Origin of the sequence: Actinokineospora iranica (assembly GCF_900101685.1) — a bacterium.
Taxonomy (GTDB): domain Bacteria; phylum Actinomycetota; class Actinomycetes; order Mycobacteriales; family Pseudonocardiaceae; genus Actinokineospora; species Actinokineospora iranica.
Genome location: NZ_FMZZ01000015.1, coordinates 138,201 through 158,530, shown reverse-complemented (window position 1 = coordinate 158,530; position 20,330 = coordinate 138,201). Strand labels below are relative to the sequence as shown.

At 65.9% G+C, this 20,330-nt stretch carries 23 protein-coding genes and 1 pseudogene; 11 read left to right on the top strand and 13 right to left on the bottom strand.

Going from position 1 to position 20,330, the window contains the following annotated elements; all coding sequences use genetic code 11:
• The 4 genes from BLS56_RS25390 to BLS56_RS25380 all read right to left on the bottom strand — a co-directional run.
• The coding region (locus tag BLS56_RS25390; protein WP_228771921.1) for an IS3 family transposase at positions 1 to 417 on the bottom strand (417 nt) is incomplete at its 3' end.
• 10 nt (positions 418 to 427) lie between these two features.
• On the bottom strand, positions 428 to 2,176 hold the full coding sequence (locus tag BLS56_RS32550) for an NACHT domain-containing protein (RefSeq protein WP_228771920.1): 1,749 nt from the start codon (positions 2,174 to 2,176) through the stop codon (positions 428 to 430).
• Positions 2,177 to 2,955: 779 nt separating this feature from the next.
• On the bottom strand, positions 2,956 to 3,735 hold the full coding sequence (locus tag BLS56_RS25385) for a hypothetical protein (RefSeq protein ID WP_139190993.1): 780 nt from the start codon (positions 3,733 to 3,735) through the stop codon (positions 2,956 to 2,958).
• Positions 3,736 to 4,161: 426 nt separating this feature from the next.
• Entirely contained in the window at positions 4,162 to 5,475 is a 1,314-nt protein-coding gene (locus tag BLS56_RS25380; protein WP_091455733.1) for a DUF1173 family protein, read from the bottom strand.
• 103 nt (positions 5,476 to 5,578) lie between these two features.
• Between BLS56_RS25380 and BLS56_RS25375 the strand changes: the two genes are divergently transcribed.
• Together BLS56_RS25375 and BLS56_RS25370 are read left to right on the top strand one after the other, a co-directional pair.
• Entirely contained in the window at positions 5,579 to 6,241 is a 663-nt protein-coding gene (locus BLS56_RS25375) for an asparaginase (RefSeq protein ID WP_091455779.1), read from the top strand.
• On the top strand, positions 6,238 to 6,708 hold the full coding sequence (locus BLS56_RS25370) for an endonuclease/exonuclease/phosphatase family protein (protein ID WP_139190992.1): 471 nt from the start codon (positions 6,238 to 6,240) through the stop codon (positions 6,706 to 6,708). The genes BLS56_RS25375 and BLS56_RS25370 overlap by 4 nt, the downstream gene beginning before the upstream one ends.
• A 458-nt stretch (positions 6,709 to 7,166) precedes the next feature.
• Here BLS56_RS25370 and BLS56_RS25360 read toward each other — a convergent pair whose 3' ends face one another.
• Genes BLS56_RS25360 through BLS56_RS25350 form a run of 3 tightly spaced genes read right to left on the bottom strand, consistent with a single transcriptional unit; the run spans position 7,167 to position 10,196 of the window.
• Entirely contained in the window at positions 7,167 to 9,335 is a 2,169-nt protein-coding gene (locus BLS56_RS25360) for an ATP-binding protein (protein WP_091455725.1), read from the bottom strand.
• A 34-nt stretch (positions 9,336 to 9,369) separates the two neighbouring features.
• On the bottom strand, positions 9,370 to 9,639 hold the full coding sequence (locus BLS56_RS25355) for a hypothetical protein (protein ID WP_228771919.1): 270 nt from the start codon (positions 9,637 to 9,639) through the stop codon (positions 9,370 to 9,372).
• 14 nt (positions 9,640 to 9,653) lie between these two features.
• Positions 9,654 to 10,196, bottom strand: coding sequence for a recombinase family protein (locus tag BLS56_RS25350; RefSeq protein WP_228771918.1), 543 nt, complete (start codon positions 10,194 to 10,196; stop codon positions 9,654 to 9,656).
• A 753-nt stretch (positions 10,197 to 10,949) separates the two neighbouring features.
• Here BLS56_RS25350 and BLS56_RS25345 point away from each other — a divergent pair.
• From BLS56_RS25345 to BLS56_RS31780, 3 genes are all read left to right on the top strand, one after another.
• Positions 10,950 to 11,255, top strand: a complete 306-nt coding sequence (locus BLS56_RS25345; protein ID WP_091455720.1) for a hypothetical protein — start codon at positions 10,950 to 10,952, stop codon at positions 11,253 to 11,255.
• A 2-nt stretch (positions 11,256 to 11,257) separates the two neighbouring features.
• Entirely contained in the window at positions 11,258 to 11,587 is a 330-nt protein-coding gene (locus tag BLS56_RS25340; RefSeq protein ID WP_091455717.1) for a hypothetical protein, read from the top strand.
• 148 nt (positions 11,588 to 11,735) lie between these two features.
• Entirely contained in the window at positions 11,736 to 11,960 is a 225-nt protein-coding gene (locus tag BLS56_RS31780) for a hypothetical protein (RefSeq protein WP_175483038.1), read from the top strand.
• Positions 11,961 to 12,597: 637 nt separating this feature from the next.
• On the opposite strand, the gene BLS56_RS25330 is transcribed toward BLS56_RS31780, so the two are convergent.
• From BLS56_RS25330 to BLS56_RS25320, 3 genes are all read right to left on the bottom strand, one after another.
• Positions 12,598 to 13,533: a hypothetical protein gene (locus tag BLS56_RS25330; RefSeq protein WP_091455715.1), complete on the bottom strand. Its 936-nt coding sequence runs from the start codon at positions 13,531 to 13,533 to the stop codon at positions 12,598 to 12,600.
• A 79-nt stretch (positions 13,534 to 13,612) separates the two neighbouring features.
• On the bottom strand, positions 13,613 to 14,632 hold the full coding sequence (locus tag BLS56_RS25325; RefSeq protein ID WP_091455712.1) for a tyrosine-type recombinase/integrase: 1,020 nt from the start codon (positions 14,630 to 14,632) through the stop codon (positions 13,613 to 13,615).
• Between the two features lie 444 nt (positions 14,633 to 15,076).
• On the bottom strand, positions 15,077 to 15,277 hold the full coding sequence (locus tag BLS56_RS25320; protein ID WP_091455709.1) for a hypothetical protein: 201 nt from the start codon (positions 15,275 to 15,277) through the stop codon (positions 15,077 to 15,079).
• A gap of 232 nt (positions 15,278 to 15,509) precedes the next feature.
• On the opposite strand from BLS56_RS25320, the gene BLS56_RS25315 reads away from it, so the two are divergent.
• On the top strand, positions 15,510 to 15,992 hold the full coding sequence (locus BLS56_RS25315) for a DUF3631 domain-containing protein (RefSeq protein WP_175483037.1): 483 nt from the start codon (positions 15,510 to 15,512) through the stop codon (positions 15,990 to 15,992).
• A gap of 536 nt (positions 15,993 to 16,528) precedes the next feature.
• Here BLS56_RS25315 and BLS56_RS25310 read toward each other — a convergent pair.
• The 3 genes and pseudogenes from BLS56_RS25310 to BLS56_RS25305 form a co-directional block, all read right to left on the bottom strand.
• A pseudogene (locus BLS56_RS25310) lies at positions 16,529 to 16,729 on the bottom strand (helix-turn-helix domain-containing protein); the annotation flags it as partial.
• A 33-nt stretch (positions 16,730 to 16,762) separates the two neighbouring features.
• Positions 16,763 to 17,284, bottom strand: a complete 522-nt coding sequence (locus BLS56_RS30930) for a GNAT family N-acetyltransferase (protein ID WP_139190990.1) — start codon at positions 17,282 to 17,284, stop codon at positions 16,763 to 16,765.
• A gap of 22 nt (positions 17,285 to 17,306) precedes the next feature.
• Positions 17,307 to 18,131 carry a GntR family transcriptional regulator gene (locus tag BLS56_RS25305; protein WP_228771917.1) on the bottom strand — a complete coding sequence of 275 codons (825 nt, stop codon included), beginning with the start codon at positions 18,129 to 18,131 and terminating at the stop codon, positions 17,307 to 17,309.
• 559 nt (positions 18,132 to 18,690) lie between these two features.
• Here BLS56_RS25305 and BLS56_RS25300 point away from each other — a divergent pair.
• The 5 genes from BLS56_RS25300 to BLS56_RS31775 all read left to right on the top strand — a co-directional run bounded on the left by BLS56_RS25300 (position 18,691) and on the right by BLS56_RS31775 (position 20,142).
• Positions 18,691 to 18,948 (top strand): hypothetical protein, encoded by a 258-nt coding sequence (locus tag BLS56_RS25300; protein ID WP_091455700.1) that lies wholly within the window; start codon positions 18,691 to 18,693, stop codon positions 18,946 to 18,948.
• A gap of 31 nt (positions 18,949 to 18,979) precedes the next feature.
• Positions 18,980 to 19,210 (top strand): hypothetical protein, encoded by a 231-nt coding sequence (locus BLS56_RS25295; RefSeq protein WP_091455699.1) that lies wholly within the window; start codon positions 18,980 to 18,982, stop codon positions 19,208 to 19,210.
• A complete protein-coding gene (locus tag BLS56_RS25290; protein ID WP_228771916.1) occupies positions 19,210 to 19,680 on the top strand; it encodes a Pycsar system effector family protein in 471 nt (156 codons plus the stop codon). The genes BLS56_RS25295 and BLS56_RS25290 overlap by 1 nt, the downstream gene beginning before the upstream one ends.
• Complete coding sequence (locus BLS56_RS30925; protein WP_139190988.1) at positions 19,677 to 19,859, top strand: hypothetical protein; 183 nt, start codon at positions 19,677 to 19,679, stop codon at positions 19,857 to 19,859. Before BLS56_RS25290 ends, BLS56_RS30925 begins: the two co-directional genes overlap by 4 nt.
• A gap of 136 nt (positions 19,860 to 19,995) precedes the next feature.
• Complete coding sequence (locus tag BLS56_RS31775; protein WP_175483036.1) at positions 19,996 to 20,142, top strand: hypothetical protein; 147 nt, start codon at positions 19,996 to 19,998, stop codon at positions 20,140 to 20,142.
• Positions 20,143 to 20,330: the final 188 nt, after the last annotated feature.

The window sequence follows — 20,330 nt, the reverse complement described above, 5'->3', positions numbered from 1 at the left end:
GGGGTTGGTGGTGGTGCCGAGGATGTGGACGTAGCGGGTGGCGACTTCCATCACGAAGAAGACGTACACGCGTTTGAGGGTGACGGCGCAGTCGACGTGGAAGAAGTCGCAGGTCAACATGCTCGCGGCCTGGGCGCGGAGGAACCGTCGCCATGACATGTCGGTGTCACGCTGGGGCGCGGGCGGGATACGCAGGCGCTTGAGCACGCGGCGAACCGTTGATGCGGCCACCCGGTGGCCGAGCTTGAGCAGTTCGCCCTGGATCCGGCGGTAGCCCCAGCCGGTGTTCTCCCGCGCCATGCGCTCGATCAACGCCATGAGGGTGTCGTCGACCGGTGGTCGGCCGGTGCGGTTCGGGTAGGTCCACTTCCGCGCGATCAGGCGTCGATGCCATCGCAGGATGGTTCCCGGTGTCACCAACCGGTGCTCACCCAGCGGTCGGGGGAGTCGGCGAACCAGCGCGGCGAGCACCGCGCGATCGGCCCAGTCCAACTGCGGGCGAGGGTTGGTCCGGCGCAGCACGGCGACCTCGTGCCGCAGCACCAGCAGTTCGACGTCCTTGGCCGCGGAGGACCGGCCGAGGAGTACCAGCCAGTCGCCGAGTCGGACGAAGATCAGGTACAGCAGTCGTAACGCCACACCTCACGATCATGCCCTGGAGGTCCAGCGTGCGCGATCGTCGCAGCTCAACATGCCAGTGCAGAGTTCTGGCACCCCACAGGCTCTGCAGCATCGTCACGGCAGTCTCCCGCCACTGGTGGTTCAGCACCAAAGTCTCTGGCGGAACGAGATCGGGGTTCGCGAGGACCACGCAGGTGGCGAAGTACTCCTGGATCCGCCGGTGGATGAACGTGAACTCACCGCCGCCGTCCCGCGCCTTGACCGGTCGCGCGATCTTGGCGTACTCCAGCGCGCGCAAGGCGGCTTCCGCCGTGTCGTCATTCAGGGAGGAGTCCCGGTCCCGAAGCATCGACCGGAGTTTGGTCCGGTCGACCTGCAGGCCGAACCCCGGTGTCGAGGCCATGAGGAACGCGGCGTGCCGGGCTACAAGGCGGACCGTGTCCTGCCCGACGTCGTAGAGCTTGCGGAAATCCCTCCCGTGCCGACTGATCGTCTCGTCGACGTACTCGGAGAACAGGACGTGCGACCCGGCCGGGAACTCGTTGTTGGTCTCGACGTACAGGCAGAGCAGGCTGAGGACGAGCGGTGTGTGCGCCAGCCTGCGCAACTCGGCGTCGGCGTTCTCCAGACCGTTGAACAGCACGGCCCGCCTGCCGGAGTGCAGGTTCCATTCCACGGCCAGGCTGTGTTGCCGTTCCTCGGTCAGGTCGAGAATCCGGAACCGCGGCCAGCCGATCCGTCCGGGCCCCCGGTACTCCCGGGAGGCCAGCACACCCCGGCACCGGTTGAACGGACCGAGGAACGTGCTGATGGCCCTGACGTACTCCTGCACGACCTCGTCCACATCGGTGGAGCTGAGGATGTCCGGGATCTCGTCGAACGAGTCGAACAGGAACAGGAACTTGCCCTCTTCCAGGCCACGCGGGAGCTCATTGTCGAGGAACTTCCTGACGATCCCGCTCTGATGCGGGTTGACCGCGTCCCTGACGAACTCGGCGACGTGGTCGGAGGTCACCGGGCGGGGAGGACGGAAGGTCTTCAGGTTGACGTAGAGCGGCAGGACGACCTTCGACGGTGCGGAGTTGTGCTCGCTCAGCCGCTTGGCCATCGTCCGCGCGGTGTGCCGCAGGGCGATGCTCTTGCCAGCCCCCGGGACACCTTCCACCAGGATGTTCTTCTCCGCCGTGCGCTCAAGGGCGACAGAAAGCGACTTGACCCGCCGCTTGGTGTCGCCCGCGGATGCCTGCCGGTCGTGGAGCTTGCCGAGCAGCCGGTGTCGCGTGTGTCCTTCCATCTCCACTTCGGCTTCGAGTTCGGTGTACCGGCTGTGGTCGAAGCTCTCCCCGTCGGCCAGCTCCTTGGTGATCTCGGCGACGTGCTCGGCGAAGCGTCGTTGCCCCTCCCACCGAACCCGCGCGGCCTCTCGTCGTTCAGCCGCCGATGGTCGTCCGCTGCTCGTGTTGATGTAGATGTCGCCGGCACTACCCGTCTGCACAACGGTTTCGGCCGACCCGCTCAGTGTGTTCAAAACCGAGTTCGGGGCTGTCTCATCCATTCGGCACCTCAGGCGGCTAGGCGGGCGTTGGCCTGATGGTCTCATCGTGATCACGCACAGGCACCGTTACAGGCGCGCAATACGATTCTCTCAAACGGCGCATTGGTTCCAGCATGCAGGAGGGGCGTCGATGCTGTAATGCCGCCTGCACGGTGACATCGAGGTCTGCGTCGACAGCTGCCCTCGACGTTTGGGCCTACCAAGCAGAGATGGGCTCGCGGTGTTGCTGGTCGAGGGCAACAAGTTTTTCTTGTTATGCCAGTCTTTAGGTGAAGTCCCACGAGCGTCGCATGCGCTCGCTCATGGGCATGAGTGAGCGACCATCGGCATGAGCGGATGTTGCTGTCGGTCTGAGTGCCCGAACTGCGCACGAACCACGGCAGCACACCTGCCTCCGCCAGCATCACGCGTGATCAACTTGACAAGTGCAGAGAAACTTCCATGAACGCAAGGTCGCGTTGGGAGACTGCGGACGTCCCTACGGTGCCAGTTGCCAGCACGAACACAGTTGCATCAGGTGCCCCATGCTTCGGGTCTCACCGAAGCAGCGCCCGTGCCTCATCGAGATCATTCGCAACATCACCGATCGGATCGCCGAAGCACGTGCCAACGGTTGGGGCGGCGAAGTCCAAGGACTCCATGTCAGCCTCACAAAGGCCAAGGAGAACTAACCAGCCTCAACCGCAGCGAGGAACGCAACCATCGCAACGGCCCTGGCAACCTCGGTATGCCGGTGGTCACCAGCTTCCCGTTGACATGACCGTCTCGCGAAACGGTTGTCAGCAGGTGTCCTTCCCAACTCCGAACCTGCCATCACGCGGAGGGGCGGGATTGAGCAGAGCGTCTTGGCGGGCCTGCATCAACTCGGCGAGCTGAACATGTCGGGACGTGTCAGGCGGCAGACGATCCATCAGCTCTCGCAACTGTGTGGTGACGGAGTCCGGGACGGCAGACAGGTCGGCACGCTCCAGGAGCGCCGCCACGGTCCGAATGGCCCAGTACTGGTTGAACGCGGTCTGCTCACGCGCGAGAGCGTCCACGACCTCGGCCAAGCGGGACGAATCGGGCCTGCCATACAGGAAGGCATAACCGGCCAGGCGGATTCCCGCGTCCTCGCCTCGAAGCGCCTCGCCTGGATCGAAGCCCGGCACCTTGGGCACGATCGCGACCATTGCTCCGAACAACCGGTCCAGTTCCGGAGTACGAGTCCGTGTCCGAGGTTGGGACCGCAGCCGGTGGTACTCCTCGGCCAACAGCCGAACCGTGTCCATCGTCGCCGGAGCCGCGGACGGGTCGATGATCTGCGCTGCGCCGAAGGCTGCCTGCGCTGTGCTCGTGGCCTCGACAGCCAGGGCATCGGCCTCGGCGGCAGCCCGCTCCACCGACTCCTGTCGCTCTTCCAAAGCGCGGTACTGGACTTTCCATCCACCAGGAAGCTCGATGCTGTCCAACAAGTCGCCCAACCAGGGCAACAGTGCCACAACCAGGAGCAACACAGTAATCGTGTCGATCTTGATGTTCGGCCAGACCAGATGCGCGACCGCCGCGGTCAACGCCACGACACTCACCGCGACGCCAAGCCAACGGCTCCTTCTGCCCTGCCCTACCATAGCGACTCCTCCGCGTGGATAGCCAAGCGTCCAGCACGCATTGTGCTCCAAGGCCCTGATGCCAGTGACGTGTTCCGACAGGATGATCGCCCTCTCGGCGATCCGACTCTCTCAACCCGCCCGAAACGAGCAAATTCGTAAGTCCAGGAAAGGTCCGGACTTGGACAACGAGTTCTCCGTCCATGCCCCTGCCGGAAGGTTCTTCGCCGGGACTGCCATCGCGGCAAAGGCGTATCCAGCCGTGGACGACGGTCGCCTCCTGGCCACCGTGCCCGCGGGACTCGCCGAAGACTCGTTCCTCCGCCGCCCTCGCCGAGGACTGCTCATCGCAAGTCTCAACCCAGTGACCCTGGCCTCGTGTCAGCCGAGCAGCGGCTACCGCGCTGGGATGGCGGTGGATTGAGTTGGACGGCACGGCGTGCCATTGGGCGGTTGGCGGGTGAGGTCGGGGATAGGTGTGCGCACATCCCATTCGATCAGCGATTTTCCGGAGGTGCGGTAGAAGGTCTGCTTGGCGCGTTTGCGGCTCTCGTAGCTTTCCCGGCCCAGGACTCCCCACACCTCGACGTAGGTTTCCGGTTCGTCGTCGACCAGGACGAAGTCGGGAAAGACTTGGCTGTTCCGGTCGTAGCGCAACGGTTTGAGGAAGGTGCGTGCGGCGGCGGTCAGCGCGTCGGCCATGTCGGCCTCGTGGCTGGAGTCGGCGGGCAGGTAGGTGGCGGTGGTGAGCATCGCGGCGAAGTCGACGAGCACGGCGTGCCCGCGCGGGCTGTGTTCGATCAGGCCCAGCAGAACCCGGCGGCGGTTCGTTTGCGCGGCTTGGGCGGTGAACGCTGCCGGGTAGGAGCGGCGAACGCGGTCCACGAGCGCCTTGGGGGCGTACAGCGGGGTGCGTTGGTGGGCGAGCTTGACTCGGATGCTGTGGGTGGTGGGTTCAAGGGCGCGGATCTCGCCGAGCAGCAGGCTCCGACGGCGGGAGGTGCCGGTGACGGCCAGTCGGGCGAAGTACCTCTCCCAGGCGGTGTTGATGCGGTGGGCGTCGGCGGGGCGGAAGGGCGGAACGATCCACAGCGTGCCGGCCAGGGGGAGGTGGTTGATTCGGCAGTCGCGGGCCTGTTCTCGAAGCAGGTCGTGGCAGTCGGGCCAGTGGCGGCGACCTGCCTGGGGTGACCACACGTTCAAGCGAGCGGCTTCCCAGAGGTAGTGCACTAGGCCGAGAAGACCGACAGCCCCGCGTGCCGCGGTGGGCTCTCGTCCGGTGCTTCCCCTTCCGGTGGTGGTGGCACCGCCGGCGGAGGCGCCTCGGATGACCAGTGGGCTGGACAGGCGGATCGAGGTGCCGTCGTCGTCGTCGGCGATGGCGTCGGCGTAGGCACTGCGGCCCGACAGCGACGATGCGGCGCGGAACCAGGGGCAGTCGGGTGCGTGTTGGTGCCCGCCGGAGGGCCAATTGGCGAGGTGGTAGCGGCCGGATCGGCAGCGGATCACCAGTCTCACGACCTCGTCGATTCGACAGAGGCAGCGAGCGTGACCGACCTGGTTGCGCGCGGCCTCGAACAGGCGGGTGTAGCGGTCGGGTGCCTGCCGCACGGCGGCGGTGGCGACCGTCTGGTCAGCGAGTCTCAGATACCCGGTTCGAGCGGCCGGTGCTTCGTCGTGAGCGCGGTCGTCCGAGCGGTCAGGTGGCATGAGGCGCTCCTTCCCCGGGGCGGTCCGCGTCGGAGTCGATTGTTCCGGCGGTGTGGCACCACGGCGTCGATTCGGGCCTGTGCTCGCTCGACAGCGGGAGTTGATGACCCGCGCTCATGCGCTCGACGACCTCACCCTCGGGCTCTTGTGGGCGGTGTCGAACCTTGAAGAAGCCCGTTGGACGACGACGCCCGCAGAAGGACTGCTCGTGTCTCGTGTCGTTGTGTTCGGTCTCGGTGGCGCCATCGCCATGACATCGTCCCCCTCCGGGGGCGTGGTGCCCGCGTTGTCGGCCGAGGACCTGGTGGCCGCGTTCCCGGGTTGGCTGAGACGGGCATCGAGGTCGAGGTCGAGGTCGAGGACTTTCGGCGCGTGCCCGGGGGCGTCGCTGTCGTTCGAGGACGTGTACGCCTTGGCCGAGGCGGTGCGGCAGCGGTTCACGGATGGTGCCGATGGCGTCGTGATTACCCAGGGCACCGACACCATCGAGGAGACCGCGTTCCTGCTCGGCCTCCTTCATGCGTGTTCGGAACCGGTCGTGGTGACCGGGGCCATGCGCAATCCCACGCTCGCGGGAGCCGACGATCCGGCCAACCTGCTGGCAGCCGTCCAGACCGCCGCCGGCGCCACCGCCCGTGACCTGGGTGCGCTGGTCGTGTTCGCCGACGAGATCCACGCCGCCGCCCGCGTTCGCAAAACCACTCCACCAGCGGCCCGCGCAACGCCCGGCCCCCTACGCGGCGAAGAAGACCATCGCGCTCGGTGACTTCAGCTCCAGCAGCCGGTGGGAACGAGAACACCACCACAGCGTGGACTGGGAGCGGTTTTTGTCGCGACCGCGGGCAGGCGCACAAGCTCGCTCAGAAGGGCAAGCAGCTCGCCAACGGCCGCTGGGTGCACGACACCGACGCCATGGACCTGCTCCTGGAGGTCTACGGCTACCGCGACCTCGGCCGGCTCGCAGACGACCCGACCCCGACCACGAACCCGGAGTCCGGGTCCGGACTGCGCATCGACCGCATCCTGTGCTCCCGCCCGCTCCCGTTGCGGCTCCTCGACTACTCCCTGACGCATCCCCCAGCTGCGCTGAGCGACCACGCCTACGTGCGAGTCCGCACCGCGCTAGCCGCGACGACGCCCCCCGACCACGACGAGCACGGCCGGCGCCGACTCTCAGCAGAGAGGTTGCTGATGCGGGACGTGCGTGTGGCCCCACGCGACCTGTTCATCTAGGCGATCACCCACGCGACGGCGAAGTGCCGCCGCGCGCAAGCGTGTGGCGCACTCAGCTCGCAGAGCCCGAACGGGTGCTGGACGCGGTGCGCGCGTGCACCAGTAATCGGAAGGTCGTGGTGACTGGAGCCTTGGACCGGCGATTGGTGTTGATCGAGCACGAGACCCATGCCGAGTGGACGATCGCTGACCTGTCCGGGCAACCCCTGGTCACCCGGGTGTGGTCCGCCCGGGGATGACCAACAGTGAACTCATGCCCCGGCTCGACACCAGTCGCGGAAAATAGCAGATCCGCTACGCCGCAAGCGCCCGTTCCGGGCGGTCGGTCGACGCGCAACAAGCCGTCCGACCACCCGGAACAGCCTCTGTCGACTTCCGAAGATGGGAGATACCCAGACGACGTGTCGAAGTCGCCTGCGCAGATACTCAAAGTCCCGTGCGCCAAACAGCTCAAATGATCATGAATCATTTATATTGCCGTTTTCGAAACTGTTCAGCTGTATGCGAATCCGGTCGGCTTGAGGCGGGTCGAGGTAAGCCAAAACGGCGATAGCTTCACGCCAAGCGTTGCGGGATTGGTCTGGTTCGCCGATGTCGTTGTAGAGCTCGCCGAGTTGGTTGAGCGCATCTCCGTAACGGCGATCATCGCGTACTGATTTGCTCAACAGTGCGGCGCGGTTGAGGCTCTGGATAGCCAGGTCGCGCTGTCCTTGTGCGTGGAAGATCTTCGCTTGACACCGGAGGGCGAGGGCTTGAAGCGTCGTGCCTTTGAGCGCGGTGACGATGTCTAAGCCCTGCTGGATGTGGGCGTTGGCTTGTTCTAGCTGACCCAACCCATGTTCGGATTCTCCAAGTTGGATAAGACTTAAACCTACGTTCCGTAGATTGCCTATCTTCCGGTAGATACTCAACGACTGGTTGCCGAGCTCTGCTGCTTTCGTGTACCTTCGGAGGTCGTTGAAACAACGGGCGAGGTTTCCCAGCGCGGCTCCTTCCATAAACTTGGCATCGATCGATCTTGAAATCGCCAATACGCGTTGGCCATATTCAATGGCGTCGTCGTAGTGGTGGGCGTCCCGCGAGGCAGACCCGAGATTGAGGTAGGCCCACGCCTGGCCAAGTTGGTGGCCGGTGTGCTGGGCTGCGGCGAGGCCGTGTCGGTGAACGTCGATCCGATCGGCGACAGGCAGCTCTTGCATCATGTAGGTGCCGATGGCGATGGTCAGCTGCCAGCACGCGGTGTGTTGGCTGAGATTCGGGGCGCGGCGAATGAGGGCCACCAGGTTGGGGTACTCGGTGCTCAACCAGCGGCGTGCATGATCAAGACCGGTGAATTCCAGAGCACGACAGGTTGCTGGTGGGGAGTCAATGGGGAGCTCGGGGTTTAGGGGGTAGTAGGCGAACAGCGCGGCATGCGCAGTGTGCAGGTACCACTCGAACAGCCGTTGCACGGCGAGGCCGCACTGGGCGTCGGGCTCGTCAAGCAGGGCCTGTTCGGCGGCGTAGTCCCGGAGCAGGTCGTGGAATTGGTAGCGGCGCGACTCGGTCTCGGCGAGCAGATGCACGGCGACGAGGTTGTCCAGCAGCCGCCGGGTGACGGTGGTGGTGCTGCCGGTGAGCGCGGTTGCGGCGTCGAGGCTTATCGTGGGGCCTGGGTGCAGGCCCAGTTGTCGGAACATCCGCGCGGTGTCACGGGGAAGTGAGTGATAAGACCAGGAAAACACGGTGCGCACCGCCGTGCACTCGTCGTCGTCGGCGGCGGCGAGGACGTCCAGCCGCTGGCGTTCGTCAGCCAGTTCGTGCACCAGCTCGGCGACAGTGCTGCGTGGCCTGGCCGCGAGGCGTTCAGCGGTGATCCGCAGCGCCAGCGGCAGGTAGGCGCAGCGACGAGCCAGCTCGTCGACTGCCTTCGGCTCGCGATCGGTCCGATCCTGCCCGACGATGTCTCGCAGCAGTGAGCTCGCCTCGTCGGGGGCGAGGAGGTCGAGGCTGATCCGGTGGGCACCGTCGCGGGCGACGAGGCCGGATAGGCGGCTGCGGCTGGTGACCAGGACTAGGCAGCCAGGTTCGTTGGGCAGCAGGGGGCGAATCTGGTCGGGTGTGGCAGCGTTGTCCAGAAGCACCAACATCCGGCGCTCGGCAAGGAAGGAGCGGTAGACGCTGGCCTTGGCATCGGTGTCCTGGGGGATTCGCCCGGCAGGCAGCCCGAGGGCACGGAGGAACGCGTCCAGCACGTGGTCGGCGCTCAGCGGCGGGCTGGCGTCGTAGCCGCGGAGGTTGACATACAACTGTCCATCAGGGAAGCGTTCTCGTACTTGGTGGGACCAGTGCACCGCCAGTGAGGTTTTTCCGATTCCCGGTGCACCGGCGATCGCGGAAATCACCACCGTTGACGACCGCGCCGATCCGGCGTTGCCCAGCAAGGCATCGAGTTTGCTCAACTCGGCGGCACGGCCGGTGAAGTGTGTGACCTCCCTCGGCAGCTGCCGGGGTGGTGGAAGGCTCGGCGCGGGATCGCCGTGGACGTGAACGTCACCGGCAACGTGGCCGACCTGTAGAACCTGGTCTGCGCTGCCAGCGGCGGCGTTGACAACCCTGCCGGGTGGCGTGCTCCTCTCGTGGTCCACGAGCCCCTCCTCCCCTAGCCGATCATAGAATCACTCAAGCTGGTACTGCAGACACCGCATTGTTCAGCCGGTCCGTGTAGATCCGGCACACCTTGCGCTCTGCCGAGGATGCCTTGTCGGTGTTGGGCCCGGTCGCCGCGATCACCAGCGCCTTGTGCACGTCGGGCACCGCGGTGACGTGCAAGCTGTAGCCCTGGCCACGACGCACGGTCCGGCCCTGGCGCAGCGCGTACCGTTCAGCATCGCCGAGGTCTGCGTGTTCGGTCAGGTGGTGCGCGACCTCGCCGGGGATCTCCACGCGCACCGGTTGCGACTCCGTTACGGCGACGACGGCGGGCCAGCCGGGTTGGTTGGGCAGCAGATCGGCCACAGCGGTGCGGATGGCAACCCGGCTGACTCCATGCTCGCGGGCCAGGGCGGCGATGCTGGCGCCGTTACGGAAGGACTGCCGAACCTCCTCGGTGGCGGCGAGTTGGGCCAGGCGGGGGCGGCGGCCGGACTGCGCGCCGCCTGCCCAGGCGACGGCCTGGCCGTCGCGGGTGAGTTCGTTTGCAGGTCGCGCTGGAACCGCCCGACCGAAACCAGGGCGTTGACCAGCATGGTGATGGTCACGTCGGTGGCGACCAAGTCGACGATGCCCGACAACGCCCCGGACAACACCCGCAGCTTCACCTCATGACGTTGGCACCTTTCCCGGACCGCGAGGATGTCGGCGAGGTCGCGGCAGAGCCGGTACAGCTCCGAGACCGTCAGCTGGTCGCCGGGCCGCGCATAGCTGGCCAGCTCGCGGAAGCTAGCGCGCTCCAGCGCCGGGATCTTCGACGAAGTTGCCGGGTCGGAGAACAGCCGCACGCCGTCCACGTCCGCGATGAGCCCTGCCTCGGCGAGCAGGTGGGGTTTGCCGCTGGGTGCTCTGCTCGTCGGTGGACACCCGCGTGTAGACCAGCTCCGCCACGACCGCGCCGCCCTTCGTCGCCGAATGCCGCCGTCGATGATTCAATCTGTCGTCAAACCCTGTCGTCAACTCGGATCGGACCGCGGGCCGCATCCCGGCCGTCTCGTGCTGTCGTCGCCTTCACCAGGTCCAACTGCGCAATCCGCCGCAGCACCGTTGCCCCACGACGGAACCCGCAGCCCGCGGATCCGGCACTGCCGCGAGATTTCGCGGCAGACCGCTGCGACCTCGCGGCGCTGTCGCGTGAGGAATCGCTTCTCCAGCACCGGCGCCCTTGCGGCGTTTGTACGAGCGGAACTAAGACGGCTCCTCCGGATGCTTCGCGTGCCGGACGTGCTCGCTGAACCTGCGCCAGCCGTAAGGCGCGGCGCCTACCGGACAGGTACCTCGCATCCCATACGGACGGCCAGTTCATCCCGGTCGGGGCAACCGGTCGAGAACCGGGCGAAAGGAAACACACCGTGGGCGTGCTGGCTGAGAATGGCGGGCGCAGCGAACGACCTCCCAACGCCCGCGCGTCGTGTCCGGTCGTGGGCGGCGGGCGTGGACATTCGTCCCAGTCAAGCGATGCGAACGCCCGGCCGGGATGAACCGTCGCGCCAGTGTGACACCGCCAGCGTCGATCGAACATATGTTCGTCGGCGTGTTAGGTTGCCCTCGTGACCGCATCCCCTTCTGCCGCCGCACTCGACGGCGCGTTGTTCTGCCGGATTGACCCCGCGACGGGCAGGACGGTCGCCGTCGTCCCGGCGAGGTGTCGGGAGGGATTGCACTGGCTCGACCCCGAGCAGAGCCCGGTGACCATCACCGGTGGCCACCTGACGGTGGCCTGCCCGCGGTGCGACCCGGCATCCGGACGAGGCGCGGCATGGCTCCTGGCGATCCCCGGGCCGTGTCCGGCCCTGGCGGAGCTGGACGATGCGCCCTACCTCGGCCGGTACCGCTGGGCTCTTACGGGGGAGTGATCGTGCTTGTCACCCCGTGGACCCGGTTCGCTGGTGATGGCCTGCACGGGCGCTACCCGGTCGTCACCGAGGTCTTGGTTGACCTGGGTACCTTGTTCTCCTGGCCCCCGAACACCCCGAGGCGCGTCGCCGCGTCGGGCCTGAGCATGAGCGGCGTCGTGCGCGGGCAGCTTCACGGGAGGCTGCAAGATGTCGACGGGCGCTGGTACGGCGTGTGCGACTTCGACCTGCCCTACGCCGACGGCCGCCGAGCGACGATTCGCTGCATCGACCAAGTCGTGCCGTTCCGCGCCCTGAGCGTCCCTGCGGAGCGGGTGCAGCGCGGCACTTGAGGACGGCCAGGTGATAACCATGCTCGGGCCGTCCACAGCTTGTGGGGCGGACCTGTGGAAGGACTGGCGAGACCTCGGGCATCATCGCGGCATGGACAGCCATCCCGGTAGGCGCGGCCGTGCGGAGAGAGTCGCCTGCTGATCACCGATGGCGGTGAACGAGTCGCACGAGCCCCCGACGTCGTTCGGCGCGCGCTTCGGCACAGAGTTCGTCGAGCAACACCGACAGCGGTTCGGGAACCGGCCCGGTGAAGACCGCCAGCTGACCTACGCCATGGGTGACGCGGCCTCCAGCACGGTTGTCGTCGTGATGATCAATTCCTCTCGTTGTCGTCAGAATCGCGGCCTCGGGTGCGTGCTCGTGAGGATTTGAGTGCCAGGGCTCGGAAGTAGGCCCTGCGGGCGCTTTGGGCGCGTCGTGCGCGTTCGGCGATGGGCAGTGTTCCGTCGGGGTCGACCTGCTTGTCGAAGCGGTCCAGGGCGGCTTGGCGGGCTGGTGCGGTGCGGGCTGCGCGGTCTTCGGTGTTCTGCCATGAGGTGTGGGCGGCGATCTGGGATCGCAGGGTGCGCTGCGCTGGCGTCAATGAGTCCATGTTCCCAGCACATCGCATTCGTGGCACCGGTCCGCGAGCACCTGGTCGTGCTCAACCAGGCGTTGCCTATTGCTCGGTCAGGACTTGGTGGCAAGACTCGTTGCGCGCGTTGGTGGCTGGCTCAGGGCATCGTCTTCTCGATCAGTCACCAGAGGCGTTGGCCGTGGAGCGAGCCGAGGGTGTGTCCGACCTTGAGCCCCGGGATGCGGACGATGTAGACCGACCGCTTTCTGGCCTCGGCGACCGGGTTCTTGAAGCGCTGGAGGCGCAGTCGAGTCGTCGCAGTGCAGGCCAGTTCGGGCTTGGGGTCGAACTCGGGGACGAACGCGCGTATTCGAGCTCACCTCGATCTTTGTCCTGGTGCGCAGTGCGGCACCGTGCCCGGTGACGCGGGTATTGCGCTCGTGCTGCTTCGGGTCAGCGTCGGAAGGGGCGTCGGGGGTCGCGGCCGTCCATGTTGTTGAAGGGGGTGAACCAGGCCGCGGGGCGGTAGTCGCCCATGCCGATGGACTTGTTTTGTTCGGAGGCGGGGTCCTCGATGCCGTCGGTGTCGGGGTGGAAGAGGTCGAGGATGTCGGTGTCCTGAGTGAGGGCGTCCAAGAGCGTCTCCCAGTCGTGGTCGTCGGGGTGGGGTTCTCCGGTGGACTGGTAGGGGGTGATGATGCCGTCGGTGAGGGCGTCCTGGGCCCAGCGCAGGGCCAGGTGCAGGGCCATCTCCTCGGCGGGGTTGTGGGGTTGGGGCCAGTCGCCGTGTGCGAGGTCGGCGGCGAGGTCGTCGTAGGCGCGGGCGGCTTGGCGGCGCCAGATGGCGTCTTGGCGGTGGGTGATGCGCGGGTACTCGTCGAACAGGTGCCAGAAGTCGTCGTCGGTGACGGGGTCGTCACCGTGGTCGATGACGTCGTCGTAGGCCATGTCGGCGTAGAAGGTGAGGGCGCTGTGCAGGGCGTGGGCGGTGTGCGGGGTGACTTGGAAGCCGGAGCACGTGTCGCAGTCGTCGTCGCTGCCGCAGCGGCAGACCTCGAACAGGGCGTCGAAGTCCGGGCCCGTATTGACGGGGAACCCGTGCTCGTCGATCTCGACCGCGTCGCAACTGGCTTCCGACGGTTCCGCCCCGGGGTGGTCGATGACGGCCATCGGGTCGGTGAGCCACTGGACGGCGACGGCCAGGTCGGCGGTGACATTGGCGATGTACTCGTCGCGTTCCTGTTCCGGGGTGCGGTCAGGGCCGCCGGAGAACTCGGTGGCGGCGATCTGGGCGACGGCCTCCCGGGTCAACGACTCCGCGTCGACGACGTCGACCACCACGGTCATGTCGAGCTTGATCCTGCGCGCGGCGGGGTTCTGCTCCACCATGCCGGGCAGCGTAGGCCGTTCGAAAGCAGTGCCGCCGGGTCGGGACCAGGTGGCTGGCCCCGACCCGACGGCGTTGTTGTCATCGGTCGCGGATGCCGAGGCGTTTGTGTTCGGCGAGGGCGCGGGTGGCGGCGGCGATTGCGGCGTAGTGGTCGACCATGGTGCGTGTGGCCCAGCCGCAGATCTGCATGAGGCCGTTCTCGGAGCCGCCGTTGAGCAGCCAGTTGTGGGCGAAGGTGTGGCGGAACATGTGCGGGTAGAGGCTCGGGACGCCCGCGGCGTCGCCGAGGCGGTGGACCATGCTTTTGACTCCGGCGATGGTCAGGGGTTTGCGGCCGGTCTCGTCCAGCCAGAAGTACGGCAACCCCGCACCCGGCTTCTTCGAGCGGGCGCGGTCGTATTTGGACAGCGACCTCCCGGTGCGGTCGCCGAAGGTCACGATGCGTTCCTTGGCGCCTTTGCCGTGGACTTTGATGCGGTCCAGGCGCAGATCGACCTCCTCGGTGGTCAGGGTGGTCATCTCGGCGCAGCGCAGGGCGGTGTCGAGGAAGGTCTCGATCAGGGCCCGGTTGCGCAGGGATCGGAAGTCCTTGCCTGCGCATTCTGCGAGCAGGGCCTCGGTCTGGTCGTCGGTCAGAATCGGAGTGAGTTTCTTGCCCTTCTTGGGCAGGGTGAGTTTGGTGAACGGGGAGAACTCGATCTCGTCGTCCTCCTCAAGAAAGCGGAAGAACTGCTTGGTGACCTTGAACTTGTTCACCGCGGTCGAGTCCGACCGGGTGGAAATCATCCAGTAGATGTACTCCTGGATGTGTTCCTTGGTCACCGCGCACGGGTCCTCCGCTGCCGCTTCGATGTCGATGTCGGTGAAACGCGATTCCCAGTCCTCGGCCCATTCACGATGCGCTTCGCCCGCGTCCGCGTCCAGCGGGGCGCCCTGGGCCAACCAGTGGTAGAAGTTCGCCAACTGCACCACGCCGAGCTCATAGTTGTAGCGAGTGGACTTGGGCTTGTTGTTGCTCCGCAGCGACCGATCCCAGGCGATCACGTACCGTGACCATGTTGGGTTGATGGGCAGTGGGGGCTCGGGCTCGTAGGACATGTGCTCACCCTCAAGGTCAAGGTGGCACCGAGCTCTGTGCTCGGTGTGGAAGCACCGCCCAAGCACAGAAAAGAGGAGCCTCCACAGGTTCTCACCTGCGAAGACTCCTCTGGCCGTCGGGCTGACAGGATTCGAACCTGCGACCCCTTGACCCCCAGGCACTTTGCAGGGGCAACTACTTACGGCATATACCGCGCCTGACCTGCGCTACTCGTGCGTTGACGTCCGCAGACGTCCGCCGCCGTACCCCACGGTTGTCGCTCAGTTAGTCACTCAGAACGCGCACTGACGGTCCATGCTGGACAGTGTCTGAACAGGTGAAACGAGACGATACGCGCCGCTTCAAGTGCTCGCCCTGGGTATCGCCAGCGCGTACTTGTCGAGGCATCAAGTGAAGCCAGCCGGGACGCGCCTCACCGTTCCAGCACCCGTCGCCCACAGCTCTCACTCGGGCTGCCTGCCACGCAACAGCTCAAGGATGGCGTCCAGCTTTGCCCCATGCTCCGCCTGGCTGGTCGCGATCTCGGCAAGCCGGTTGCCCTGCCGCTTCTGCGTGGCCTCGATCGTCGCCAGCATCTCGTAGATCGACTGAACGTCGTTGTCGAGCTGTCGCACCTTGCGCTCAAGCTCCGCGGGACTCGTCATGACCAGGAAGCCTAGCCGCCCCCGCGCAGCCGCATCAGCGCGCCGCTCCCGGGTTGGGCTGGCTGTTCTCCCAGAGGCCGTAACGCCCGCGACCGCCGTAGCCCTGCTGATCACGGGGGTGGCGGGCGGGTTCGGTGGGGTTACGGGTACGACGTCCAGGCCGTTTGCGTCACCGTCACCCGACAACATTAGTTGCGGATACTTCGGTAACATCGGTAACTTTGGAGAGGTAATGCTGTCGATTCGAGAGGTTCCCTTCATGGAAGCGGACGCGACCATCGCCACTTGGCGGAAAGCGGCGGCAATCGTGCGGAGTATGCGGACACCTACACCACCTACCGACGACGGTGCCTGGAACACCGCGCTCGACCAGGCCGCAGCAGCGCTGGAGCGACACGCAGCCGAGCTGGAGCGCGGCGACACGCGGTTGCTTAGCCACTTGCAGGTGTTGTTCAACCAGCTTCAGACCGACCGAATCGCCACTGGTGAACTTCTACGGGAACTCGAAAAACGCGGAGTATCACCTGACGTGCCCTTGGATTCTCGGCGGTTGTCTCGGGAACTTGCACGTCATGGCATACGACCTGTCACATTCAAGATTGGCGAGTTGGCCGTAAAAGGATATGTAACCTACCCCACCAAGACCCAGATCGGTCTGGCCGCAGCATGGCGACAATATCTTGCGCCTCTGCCGGAAGTCGCTTCTGGTTCCTGAATCAGCGGGCGGGGGTTGGCTGTTCTCCCAGAGGTCGTAAACCCCGTAACCGCCGTAAACGCGCTGGTCACAGGGTTACGGGCCTGGCGGGTGGTTACGGGTGCGGCGCCCAGGTCGTTTCCGTCACCGCGGGGCCTGCCCCGGCCGGTTTACGGCCGCTGTGGGTTGCCCGTAACCGCCTGACGTGCGCGTTTACGGCGGTTACGGGCTTTACGGGCTTCCAGAGGGCAGGCAGCCGCCCGCCTGGTCGATCCTTGGGTCGTCCGCTCCCGGCCGGGTCGGGCTGGCTGTTCTCCCAGAGGTCGTAAACCCCGTAACCGCCGTAAACGCGCTGGTCACAGGGTTACGGGCCTGGCGGGTGGTTACGGGTGCGGCGCCCAGGTCGTTTCCGTCACCGCGGGGCCTGCCCCGGCCGGTTTACGGCCGCTGTGGGTTGCCCGTAACCGCCTGACGTGCGCGTTTACGGCGGTTACGGGCTTTACGGGCTTCCAGAGGGCAGGCAGCCGCCCGCCTGGAGTGTGTGGACACCCCTGGCTTTACAGGTCTCCGTCCTGCGGCTGAGTGCGCAGTTCGCGCATCCGCCGCCGGACGTCTTCGAGATCCCAACGGAAGTGACCTCCCAGGGTCACCTCGGCAGGTGTGAGCCACCCACGGCGGACGTACTCGGAGATGGTCTGTCGAGTGATCCCGAGTTCCGCTGCAAGTTCGCCGCTGGTGAGAAGACGCCTGCCACGACCGGCCGCGCTTAGCGAGCGTTGTTAGGGCAGTTATCAGTAGATCGAAGGTCGTTGCATGAGAGCGCCGGAGCCGCGTATCCGGCCGATAACTGTAGGGTCCGGCGCAAGTACTTCTGCCACTTTCACAAAACCTTTTTCCTCGTAATAGCTTTGCAGCGCAGGGTTTAGGCGGTGAACGTCGATCCTGAGCCATTTCTTACCCCGCTGGGCAGCTTCATTCGAGGCCCACTGGATGATTTGACCACCTATATCATTCCCCGCAGCAGCGCGCGCCACAGCCATTCGAAACAGGTACAACGCATTTTCGGGTCCGTCGGGCCAGCCGTGCGCATACTCAGGGTCGGCCAGTTCGGTGATGGTAAACGTTGCAATGGACTCATCGCTTGCACGGTCGATGGCAAGGAACGTCCGACCTTCGTTCACATACCGACGAATGCGATCAATTCGCCAGGTTGCGTCACCAGTGAACGACGAAGGCCACTGGTCGATCTTGCGCGCGTTAAGCCACTTGGCCGCTTCGTCAAGCAGCCCTAGAACGACGGGAAGTTCGTCCACTCGGGCTGGTCGGACTGCTATGTCAGTCATCTTCCTCTGTCCCATCGTCGACTGGCCCATGTCCCACGGGAAGTTCGTAACGCACAAACTGACGATCACCGGCAAATACAGAGACAAGCACACGAATCCGTCGTCCGGTGTCATCGACACCGATCCGCGCGTGCTCACCAACTGGTGTGCCAGCGGGAAGCGCAAGCAACTTTACTTCGTCGTCGCTGGGCATCCGTGACCGAATTTCATCAATGAACATTGCTTGGCGAATTCCGATCGAACGAATGATACCGCCTGGCATCGTGATGTCTCGCTCTATGAGAAGAGGGGCGACACCGTCAACCGTTCGGCTAGCCACGTCTTCCGGGAACCAGGAATCGGCAATCATTACTGGGACCCACTCGACCGATGGAGCCTTGCGCACTGACCTGATGCGCCGGCGACGTACCACACGTGAGTCCGGCCCGACGTCAAGCCAACGGGCAACGTTCGCTGTTGCGGCACGCGTAGTCACGGTGACCTGCTGACGCCCTTCCCATCCTTGACTCTCGACGTCGTTCAACCACTGGTCCACGCCGCGAACTTCGTCGTCGCGGTAGCCCAGCTCGAACTTCGACGCATCGAAGTGGATCTCCAGGGGCCGACGAACCGTTCGGCCGAGACTTCCGGCCCCGGCTGCGATCAGCCCCGCCTGCTCCAAACGGGTGAGAGCGGTCCGCACGGTTTGCCGAGACATGCGGTACCGCCCTGCAAGGTCCCGTTCAGTTGGCACTTGGTCTCCAGGGGCAAGTTTCCCCAGCTCAATGGCATTGCGAAGTTCGTTGTAGATGACCTGCCACCTGGTCTGACCGTCCACGTCACTGCCTTCCAGTCGACCGCTTTGGTTCGCTTGGATCGTACCAAGGGGTTGCATCTCCTGCGCGATGGTGCGTATGGTCCGTACCAAGCGGACCAAGACGGTCAGCGGTGAAGGAACCGGGTCGCGAACTGGCCCGTAATACAACTCAATCTCGCTGTGCGAGCGGCACTCATGTGTCGTCAGGTGGTCGTCCTTAGTGGTAGGACCATTGCGCACGACGTTCCCGAGGTAGCCCGCAAGTTGGGAGCCGAGGGTGGCAAATCGTCTTGCATGCGCAATCACTACATGAGATAAGGCCCTGGGAGCGGGGCTTCATATGGTGTATTCAGTGCACCCTTTTTCCGGTGGGAGAAGGGTGTGCCGAAGGCCCGCCTGGCGTGTGTTTGGCCAGGTCAGGGCTGTTTTGCGGCCTTGGTGGTGCCGTCGCTGTGAGCGGCGCGCCACCAGGCCGCCTTTTCGTTTTCCCGATTTCTACTCAGGAGGTGTTGTGATGTCTGGATCGACTGTTGGTGAGTCGTCGTCGCCGGTCGAGTGGTCGACGGTGAGCGTTTTGCGTTTGTCGGAGGAACGTGCGGCGGCGGGCTATCTGGCCGCCAGGAAGGCGCTGGTGGCAGCGGGGACGCGGGTGGTGTCGCTGGGCCGGTTGGTCGCGGAGCACCCGGGGCGGGCGGACTACCGCGAAGCGTGGTTCGCCGCGCGGGCCGCGCAGACGGCGGCGCTGGACCGCGTCGAGATCGCCTACGGCCGGTGGCAGCGAGCGCAGCTGCGCACCGATGCCGCGTGGACCGCCACGTCCGGCCGCGCTGCGGCCTGACCTCATCCTCTGATCGGAAGGAACCTTTTCGATGTACCTGGACTATTTCCCGGACGGGCTGACCGAATCCCTGGTGGACGTCCTGATCGCGGAGACGCTGGAGCGGGTCGAGCCGGTGGGGCAGGTGCCGCCGCTGTTCGCCGACCGTGACGCGGAGATCCGCCGGGAGCGGCGCCGGGCGTCGCGGGCCGCGGCGCGGGTCGTGCGGGTTCTGCCGCTGGTCGCCCGCGTGGCCGCCGCTGTCGAGAGTGAGGCGGCATGATGAGCGGCGTTGCTGAGCGGCTGGCTGTTACACACGAGCAGGCGCGGGACGAGTTGCGGCGGGCGGATGCGAAGGCCACCACGTTGTTGTCGCTGGTGGGCGCCGCGCTGGCCGGGGTGATCGCGTTGTCGGGCCGGTCGCTGCCGATCGCGGCGTCGGTGACGTTGTGGGTCTCGGCCGCGCCGATCCTGGTGTCGGTGCTGCTGCTGCTCTCGGCGATCCGGCCGCGGCTGGGTCCGACCGAGCCCGCCCCGGGGACGTGGCTCTACGCCGCGGCGTTCGGCCCGTCCGCGCTGCTGAAATCACTCGCCGACGAGAACGAGTCGGCGATGTCGCGGGCGGTGCACGCCTGCGAGTTGGGCGTGATCGCCCAGGCGAAGTACGACCGCATCCGGCGGGCGGTGGGGCTGCTGGTCCTGGGCCTGGGCGTCCTGGTCCTCGCTCTGGTGCTGTCGGTGGTGGCCCGATGAGCGTGACCCGAATCCCGAACCCAGTCGGCACCCGGCTGCTCTGCCCCAACGGATGCGGGCTGCTGACCGTGGAGGCTGAGCTGCACGGCCAGGTCGTGCGGGTGCACTGCGGCACTTTCTCCCCGTCCTGCCCCACCACCGCCGCCGCGGCTGTGCCCGCGCAGCGGCGCGCGGCCTGACCCCGGAAGGAGGTAGCCGCCATGACCCGGCTGCTGCTCACGCTGCTGGTGCTCGTGTTCTGCGAGCAGTGCCCGGCATCGAATGCGGGGACTGAACAGCCGCGTCCCACCGCCTGGACCCCCGAAGGAGATCGGTATGAGCGACCCGAACACCGACGACCGGAGCACCGAGGACGGACACAAGCACTCGGCCGAGTGCTGGGAAATGGTGCCCATCTGCTCCGAGAACCACACGCACAACTGGATCAGCTGCACGCGCAGCGCCAGGACGTGCGGCCACTGACCACCATCGACTCAGCCACTGTCCGGAAAGGACCGATGATGACACGCCGATGGGACGGGGAGCCCGAGACTCCTGCGGACACCCGAACCCCACAGCAGGACACCCGGTCTGGCGCTCACTCCGCCAAGAACGTTCGCCAGACCGGGCTTCCGAACCGCCACGACATCACAGGAAGTGGAGGCCGCCCG

What these genes read in the sequence shown, in the direction of transcription:
- BLS56_RS25380 (WP_091455733.1), bottom strand. Translation starts at nt 5,475, where the DNA reads ATGCCACCTGACCGCTCGGACGACCGCGCTCACGACGAAGCACCGGCC.
- BLS56_RS25295 (WP_091455699.1), top strand. Translation starts at nt 18,980, where the DNA reads ATGTACCTGGACTATTTCCCGGACGGGCTGACCGAATCCCTGGTGGAC.
- BLS56_RS31775 (WP_175483036.1), top strand. Translation starts at nt 19,996, where the DNA reads ATGAGCGACCCGAACACCGACGACCGGAGCACCGAGGACGGACACAAG.
- BLS56_RS30925 (WP_139190988.1), top strand. Translation starts at nt 19,677, where the DNA reads ATGAGCGTGACCCGAATCCCGAACCCAGTCGGCACCCGGCTGCTCTGC.
- BLS56_RS31780 (WP_175483038.1), top strand. Translation starts at nt 11,736, where the DNA reads ATGGCGGTGAACGAGTCGCACGAGCCCCCGACGTCGTTCGGCGCGCGC.
- BLS56_RS25320 (WP_091455709.1), bottom strand. Translation starts at nt 15,277, where the DNA reads ATGACGAGTCCCGCGGAGCTTGAGCGCAAGGTGCGACAGCTCGACAAC.
- BLS56_RS25375 (WP_091455779.1), top strand. Translation starts at nt 5,579, where the DNA reads ATGACCCGCGCTCATGCGCTCGACGACCTCACCCTCGGGCTCTTGTGG.
- BLS56_RS25290 (WP_228771916.1), top strand. Translation starts at nt 19,210, where the DNA reads ATGAGCGGCGTTGCTGAGCGGCTGGCTGTTACACACGAGCAGGCGCGG.
- BLS56_RS25325 (WP_091455712.1), bottom strand. Translation starts at nt 14,632, where the DNA reads ATGTCCTACGAGCCCGAGCCCCCACTGCCCATCAACCCAACATGGTCA.
- BLS56_RS32550 (WP_228771920.1), bottom strand. Translation starts at nt 2,176, where the DNA reads ATGGATGAGACAGCCCCGAACTCGGTTTTGAACACACTGAGCGGGTCG.
- BLS56_RS25330 (WP_091455715.1), bottom strand. Translation starts at nt 13,533, where the DNA reads ATGGTGGAGCAGAACCCCGCCGCGCGCAGGATCAAGCTCGACATGACC.
- BLS56_RS25315 (WP_175483037.1), top strand. Translation starts at nt 15,510, where the DNA reads ATGCTGTCGATTCGAGAGGTTCCCTTCATGGAAGCGGACGCGACCATC.